Annotated in this window: 7 protein-coding genes; 2 read left to right on the top strand and 5 right to left on the bottom strand. The window is 73.1% G+C overall.

Annotated elements, in window-relative coordinates; translation table 11 throughout:
- Positions 1 to 34: 34 nt before the first annotated feature.
- Both AB0B89_RS16275 and AB0B89_RS16270 read right to left on the bottom strand, forming a co-directional pair.
- Positions 35 to 577 (bottom strand): hypothetical protein, encoded by a 543-nt coding sequence (locus AB0B89_RS16275; RefSeq protein ID WP_358553005.1) that lies wholly within the window; start codon positions 575 to 577, stop codon positions 35 to 37.
- The gene (locus AB0B89_RS16270; RefSeq protein WP_358553003.1) at positions 578 to 2215 is read right to left on the bottom strand and encodes a serine/threonine-protein kinase; all 1638 of its coding nucleotides are present in this window, start codon (positions 2213 to 2215) and stop codon (positions 578 to 580) included.
- 111 nt (positions 2216 to 2326) lie between these two features.
- Between AB0B89_RS16270 and AB0B89_RS16265 the strand changes: the two genes are divergently transcribed.
- The gene (locus tag AB0B89_RS16265; RefSeq protein ID WP_358553001.1) at positions 2327 to 2473 is read left to right on the top strand and encodes a hypothetical protein; all 147 of its coding nucleotides are present in this window, start codon (positions 2327 to 2329) and stop codon (positions 2471 to 2473) included.
- 81 nt (positions 2474 to 2554) lie between these two features.
- Here AB0B89_RS16265 and AB0B89_RS16260 read toward each other — a convergent pair whose 3' ends face one another.
- On the bottom strand, positions 2555 to 3196 hold the full coding sequence (locus AB0B89_RS16260) for a pyridoxamine 5'-phosphate oxidase family protein (protein WP_358552999.1): 642 nt from the start codon (positions 3194 to 3196) through the stop codon (positions 2555 to 2557).
- A 67-nt stretch (positions 3197 to 3263) separates the two neighbouring features.
- Here AB0B89_RS16260 and AB0B89_RS16255 point away from each other — a divergent pair, with 67 nt between their 5' ends.
- Positions 3264 to 4661: a PLP-dependent aminotransferase family protein gene (locus tag AB0B89_RS16255; RefSeq protein WP_358552997.1), complete on the top strand. Its 1398-nt coding sequence runs from the start codon at positions 3264 to 3266 to the stop codon at positions 4659 to 4661.
- Positions 4662 to 4687: 26 nt separating this feature from the next.
- Here AB0B89_RS16255 and AB0B89_RS16250 read toward each other — a convergent pair whose 3' ends face one another.
- Positions 4688 to 5851, bottom strand: coding sequence for a DegT/DnrJ/EryC1/StrS family aminotransferase (locus tag AB0B89_RS16250; RefSeq protein WP_358552995.1), 1164 nt, complete (start codon positions 5849 to 5851; stop codon positions 4688 to 4690).
- A 77-nt stretch (positions 5852 to 5928) separates the two neighbouring features.
- Positions 5929 to 7011: a GNAT family N-acetyltransferase gene (locus AB0B89_RS16245; RefSeq protein ID WP_358552993.1), complete on the bottom strand. Its 1083-nt coding sequence runs from the start codon at positions 7009 to 7011 to the stop codon at positions 5929 to 5931.
- Between the last annotated feature and the right edge of the window lie 90 nt (positions 7012 to 7101).

Genomic DNA, 7101 nt, shown 5'->3' with positions numbered 1-7101 from the left:
CGAGGTGCGGCCATGCCGGGCGCGGCGGTAGGTGTCATCTCAGGCCCCACGCCGCGAGGTCGCGATCGGGCGAGGGCCGCTCGCCCCGCAGGGCAAGGGCCAGCCCGCGCTCGGCGAGGACCGCGGTGCCGTCCTCGCCGATCACCACCGTGCCCGCGTGCAGGGCCCCGTGGGCGAGGCCCGCCGCGTGGACGGCCAGCAGGGTCTGGGCGGTCTCCACCAGGACGGTCGCGGCGCTCCCCGCGTCCGGAGGGGGCACGCCGGGACGTCCGGCCATCAGCTCGGCCAGGGACGGCGTGGCGGGACGGCCGGCGAGCAGCCAGACCTCCCCGCGCGCGGCCACGAGGTCGACGATGGGCATCAGCCCCGTGAGGCCGCTCTGCGCGAGCCGCCGGTCCGCGGTGACCTCGGCGACGACCCGTTCTCTGGCGCCGGGGGCGGACATGGATCGCGGATCGAGCGTGAGCGCCCCGCCGCGGGTGCCGTCAGGCCCGATCGCGTCGAACCACGTCCCCACCTCGCCCATGCGGGACCGGCCCGTGAGCCGGTAGCCCGCGATGCTGTCGCCGTCAGGCATCTACCGCCGCCTCCGGTGCCGTCCCGTCATGCGCTGTCTCAAGGCCAGTGTGGCGGGTACGACGGCGGCCGTCATCAGCCCGGCGGCCAGGGCGCCCCTGGAGTCGCCCTTCGGCGTCGACTCGGGCGAGGGGGTGTCGCCCCTCACCGTCGGCGTCCTCGGCGGCGTACTGGTCGGTTCGGGGTCGGGGGACTTGCTCGGGGACGGAGGCGCGGGCGACGGCGTGGTGGGCGTCGGGGTCGGGGTCGGCTTCGGCTTGCCGGAGGGCAGCGGGTCGTCGATCTTCGGATCGGACTGGTCCGACTCGGAGGGCGAGGGGCTGGGCGAGCCGGTCGGCGAGGCCTTGGGCGACTTGGAGGGCTTCTTGCTCGGGGAGGGTTTCGGCGAGGCCGCCTTCGTGGTCGGAGCCCCCGTCGGGGCCCCAGCGGTGGTCTTGGTCGGCTCGGCGGCGGTCGGGTCCGCTTCCGGGGTCTTCGACGGCTCGTCCGAGGGGTTCTCCGGAGGGGAGTCCGCGATGGCGGGCTCGGGGGAGCCGGAATCCTCGCCCGGGTCCGGCGGGCTGACGGTCGGGGTGGCGACCGTCGTCTGGGCCTGGAGCGTGGTGTCCCCCAGCGACCCCACCAGGACGGCGGTGATCGCGGAGATGACCGCCAGGCCGACCGCGCCGACCGCGATCTTGACGCTGAGCTTCTTCATCCCCCGTGCGCCGCCGCCGAGGTCGGTGTCGGCGAGGGACGTGCCCGCCGCGGGTGACTCGCCCGCGAGCGGGAACAGCAGCGCGAGGAGCCCTGCCAGGGCGGCCAGCCTGCGGCGCCCGCGGTCCTCCCAGCCCGGCCCGTACCCGTCGGCGGCGACCGCCTCCAGCTCCGCGAGGAACACCTCGGCGCTCATCGGCCGGTCGGCGGGATGCTTGGCCAGCCCGCGCTCGACGAGGCCGCGCAGCGGCGCGGGCACCTGGTCGACCGGTGGAGGCATCGACTGGTGCTGGCGGGCCAGCACCGCGATGTTCTGCGACTGGAAGGGCCGGGTGCCGGTGAGGCACTCGAAGAAGACGATGGTCGCGGCGTAGACGTCGGTGGCCGGACCGGCGGGAGCGCCCGCCCACTGCTCGGGCGCCATGTACGACGGGGTTCCCGCGCCGCTCGCCCCGTCGCCCGAGCGCACGGCGATGCCGAAGTCGATGAGCTTGCTGTGGCCGGTGCCCTCGATGACGACGTTCTCCGGCTTGAAGTCGCGGTGGACCACCCCGCTCGCGTGCGCGGTGGCCAGCCCCAGCAGAGCGCCCTTGAGCAGGACGAGCGCCGCCTCGGCTCCGGTCGGCCCCTCCGAGCGCAGCATCGTGCGGAGCGAGACGCCGTCGACGAGCTCCATGACGATGGCGGCGCCCCCGTCGCCCTCGACATACTCGTAGAAGCGCGCCGCGTGCGGGCTGTCAATCAGCTCCAGCAGGCGTGCTTCGTGCCGGAAGCGGATGATGAATCCAGGGTCGGCGCAGAGCTCGTCCGACAGGTACTTGATCGCGACGTATGACTGGTCCGCCTCGTGGCGCGCCATGACGACGCGTCCCGAGCCCCCGCTGCCGAGATCGCGGATCTCGGTGAATCCGGGGACTCGCCATTCCCCCGTGTGGCCGTCCATGCGGTCTCCTTGTTGTGGCCGGGCCCCCACCCATCACGCGAGAACGAAGCCTAACGATGGCGTGGCTGATCCGTGATGTCTAAAGGGATATTCCGCATATTGTCGACACCGTTGTCAGCATTCGGCGGCAGGAAGCCCGGCCGCCCACGCGAGTCCGCCGGCGAGTACTCGATGGCCACATGGGTGCCGGACTCCCTGTGGGTCGCGAGCACCACCCGCACCCCGGCGCCGGCGCCGAGTAGCCGCACCTCGGTGTAACCGGGGGACGGTCCAGTCGCGTGGTGTACCACCCACACATGTGGGACGCGCACGCCCCCGGCGGGGTTGGCGGCCCGTACGTTACGCGTGCCGGCCGCGGTCGGCGATGTGGGCCGGTACGGGGGTTCCCGGGGCGAGCGCGGGGTCGGGTTCGGGGGCGCCCCAGCTCACCTGGAGCGGCAGCACGCCCGCCCACACGGGCAGCGCGTAGTCCTCGTCATCGTCCACGGGCGGGCCCTGCCGCACCTTGACCGACGCCTCGGAAAGGGAGAGCGCCACCACGGCGGTGGCGGCCAGTTCCTTCGCGCCAGGCCGCCGCACGGTGTCCCACTGGCCGGGGGCCAGTTGCTCGGTGATCGCCCGCAGCGCGGCCAGCCGCTCGTCCGCGTCCTTCACCGGCCGCGCGGTGCCGTAGATCATCGCCGAGCGGTAGTTGACCGAGTGGTGGAAGGCCGAGCGGGCGAGCACGATCCCGTCGAGGTGGGTCACGGTCACGCAGACCTCGCCGCCCGCGCGCAGCGAGGTGGCGCCCGTCGATCCGTGCAGGTAGAGCGTGTCGCCGATCCTGCCGTACCCCGTCGGGACGACCATCGGAGACCCGTTCACCACGACCCCGAGGTGGCAGATCAGCCCGGCGTCCAGGATGGCGTGGAGCTCGGAGCGGTCCGTGCGGCCTCGCTCCTTCGAGCGGTTGAGGGCGGTGCGAGGAGTCGTGGAGAGCATGCCGCTAACGTAGGCACCAAGTGGACTGGCGGTGTATGTCCACTCGTGATGACTTCCGGGAGACCACTTGCGGGATCACGTCGACCTTCCCCTCTTCCTCGACCGTGGAGCGCCGGTCCCGCTGGCCGTGCAGCTCGGCGACCAGTTGAGGGACGGCATGCGGGCGGGCGCGCTGAAGTCCGGCGAGCGCCTGCCGTCCAGCCGGGGGCTCGCGCGGCTGCTGGGCGTCAGCCGCACCGTCGTCACCGAGGCCTTCCAGCAGCTGTACGCCGAGGGGTGGCTGGAGGGAAGGCACGGCTCCGGCACCTACGTCGCCGGCTTCTCCCGCTTCACGCCCGGCACCCCAAGCGCCATAGAGGCTCGTCCGGGGGACGGAGGCGCGGACGGTGAGACGGCGCCGGGCGTCCCTGCCAGGGGGACGATCGACCTGCGTCCCGGCCGGCCCTGGGTGTTGGACTACGACAGGGCCGCCTGGCGGCGTGCCTGGCGACGCGCGGCGGACCGGCCGCCCTCCGACACCGCCGATCCCTACGGGCACCCGCGCCTGCGCGAACTGCTGGCCGACCACCTGCGCCGGGCGCGCGCCGTACCCGTGGGGCCGGAGAACGTGCTGGTCACCCGGGGAACCGGCCACGGCGTCGACCTGATCGCCGCGACCGTCCTGCGGCCGGGGGACGGGGCGGGCGTGGAGGAGCCGGGCTACCGCACCGCCCGGCGGGTCTTCGCCGCCAGGGGCGGTCGCATCGTGCCCTGCCCCGTGGACGAGCAGGGCGTCGTGCCCGCCGACCTCCCGGACGACCTCCGGGTGCTCTACACCACCCCCGCGCACCAGTACCCGCTGGGCGGGAGGCTGCCGATCCCCCGCAGGGAAGGGCTGCTGGCCTGGGCGCGCCGTACGGCCGCCCTGGTGGTGGAGGACGACTACGACGCCGAGTTCCGCTACGACGTGGCACCGCTCCCGGCCCTGTACGGCCTCGACCCCGAGCGGGTCGTGCTGCTCGGCACGCTGTCGAAGTCGCTCGCGCCCGACGTGGGCATCGGGTGGCTCGTCGCCACGCCCGGTCTGCTCGCCGAGATCGCCCGCACGCGCACGATGCTGGGCGACCGCACCTCGGGGCCGGTCCAGGAGGCCGTCTCGGTGCTGCTGGAGCGCGGCGACCTCGACCGCCACCTGCGGCGCATGCGGCTGGAGTACGCGCGCCGCCGCGCCGCCATCGTGGAGATCCTCGGACCGCGCGTGAGCGGGGACTCGGCCGGGCTCCACGTCTTCCTCCGGCTCCCCGAGGCGTCCGTGGCCCCGCTGGTCGCCGAGGCGGCCGGGCGGGGGGTGCTCCTGGACACGACGGCACGGCACCACCACGGGCCGCCGCGCCACCACGGGCTGGTCATCGGGTACGGCTCGGCGTCCCTGGGCGAGGTGCGGAAGGCCTGCGCGGTCATCGCCGAGCTGGCCGCCGGCCTGTGAGCCGCGCCCCGCGGATCCGCCCGCGGTCAGGCGGCGCGTTCGGGCGGCGCGCTCAGGAGGCGGTGGTCGGGGGGCGGAGCCGGTCGCAGCGACTCGACGATCGGCAGGGCGCGCTCGGCGTACAGCGGGTCGACGGGGAGCACGTGCCGGGCCCACCACCGGGCGGCTTCCCGGTCGGGTGACGGTTCGACGAACGGCTCGGCGTAGTCGTCGTACGGCGGGTCGTAGAGGTAGCCCGTGGGGACGCCGCGGCGCCCCAGCGCGGCGACGGCCTCCTCACGATCGGACACGAGCAGCGGCACGCGGAAGAGCGGCTGGTCGACGTGGTCGAGCACCCCTCGCGCCACGGTCGGCAGCTCAGCCAGCCTGGCGACGCCCGCCAGCCTCCTGTCGCGCTCTGTCTGGAGGCGGCCCAGGCGACGCCCCTGGTACCACCGTGCGACAGCGCCGCGTGAGCTTCGGTAGTCGTGCAGATCGGCCCGCACCCAGGAGTCCAGCGCGGGAAGGCCGGGCGCCTGCGCGATCGCCGGGCGCAGCTCCTCCGGCCGCAGGGCGATGCGGTAGCCCTCGCGGGGCTCCTGCAGGCCCATGATCCGGGCGAGGCGCATGGCGGGGCGGGCCATGTCGAACTTCAGGGCGAGGCGGCGGCTGACGGAGGTGGCGACGCCGAAGAGGTCCCTGCCGAGGGCGCCGGGCTGGAGCAGCAGGTCGCGCTCGCGCTCCAGCGCCCGCCGGTCGGCGACGCCGTCGACCACGAGCACGCCCCCGGCCCCGGCCCCGGCGTGCTTGGAGAGGCTGAAGACGCCCGCGACGCCGAACGTGCCCACGGGCCGGCCGTCGACAGACGTCTCGGCCGCGTGGGCGGCGTCCTCGATCACCACCAGCCCGCCCATGGCGAGCACGTCGTCCGGCAGGCCGTACAGGTTGGTGGTCAGCACCGCGTCGACGGCGCTCAGCAGGACGCGCGCCATCTCGATGTTGCCGTCGAGGACGGAGACCGGCGCGATCACCGGGATGAGCCCGGCCGCGAGGACCAGGAAGACGATCTCGTCGGCCGAGATGGGCGACATGAGAAGCCGCTGGCCGGGCGTGCACCAGTGCCTGAGGGCGAGGTAGAGGCCCAGCCTGTTGGACGGCAGGTAGACGCATTCGCGGCCGGTACGGGCCGCGAGGAGTTTCTCGGGGCTCACTGCTCCTCTTTCCACCGCCTGGCCTTTCGGCCGCCTAGAGGGCCAAAGCAGAAAGTTAGCGCATGGGAGTGGTCCCGTTACGACGCGATGGAGGTACGGATCTTCCCGTAGGTCTTGAGCGCCAGGTCAGCGGTCTCCCGGAGCATCGAGTTGGCGAGGACCGTTCCACGCGCCTTCCGGACCGGCACGCGGACGAGCCAGTGGACTCCGGCCCCCGCGGAGGGCCGGGCGACCCGGCCCTCGGCGACCCAGAGCTCGCCGGTCTTGAGCTTCTCCTTGTACTCCTTCTCGCCGCGTCCCATGTCGATCAGGCGGATGCCGGCGCCGGCAGCACGCTCGGCCATCGCGAGGTGGTGGATCAGGCCCGGGGAGTACTTGGCGAAGGCCGGGTCGTAGGCGGGGAACCAGCCGGCGAGGGTCGTCTTGGTGCGTAGCCCGAAATGTCCGGCGACCGGGCGGCCGTCGACGTAGATCATGTCGAGCGAGGCGCCGAAGTGCTCGGTGTCGATCCGGAGCAGGTTCTCGACCAGGCGCAGGATCCACGGGCGCGAGAACCTGTCGGCGCGGCCGGTCCGGCGGTACTGGTCGGTCTTCCAGTCGATGAGGGTGCGCAGCACGCTCGCGTCGAAGACCCCGAAGTCGTGACGGAGCTCGCCGAAGTCACGCTGGAGCTTGCGTGACTTGTACGCCGTGGACTTGTAGGTCTTGCCGGACACCTGCTTGAGCGTCTCGACGTAGGCCTCGTAACCGTCGGACAGGTCGATGACCGGCGACGGGTGGCGGGTGTGCTTGGCGGGGACCAGCGGCTGGGTCGCCTGGAGGTGGTCGAACTCGAACACCGCGAGCCCGCAGGACTTCATCAGCTCCTGCGGGTCGAGTTCGATGTCCTTGGCGTGGACCATGCCCTGGGCGTCCGTCAGCCCCGCCGCCATCGGCATGCCGATGCCGAGCTGATGGCGCTCGTACGGGAAGAAGCCCACGATGTCGGAGCCGTCGGTCAGGACGGCCACGCGCGCCTGTTCCCGCACGCGGCCGGTTTCGATCGTGAATTCGGGCGACAGGAAGGGGCTGTCCAACGAGGGATCCCCGCTTTGAAGCGCCCGCCACCGGGCCGCCTCGGACGGGCCGAGCTCCCGAGGATGGACGACGGAGATGCGCATGGGCTCCTACTGGGTGGCGTTGTGAGACGAGAGCGAGGCCCGCGTCTTTTACCCAGCTTGGTGCCTGGGGTGTAATAGTACGATAAAGAT

Source organism: Sphaerisporangium sp. NPDC049002 (assembly GCF_040649355.1).
Taxonomy (GTDB): Bacteria; Actinomycetota; Actinomycetes; order Streptosporangiales; family Streptosporangiaceae; genus Sphaerisporangium.
The sequence above is the reverse complement of the archived record's forward strand: the minus strand, read 5'-3'. Positions and strand labels throughout refer to the sequence as shown.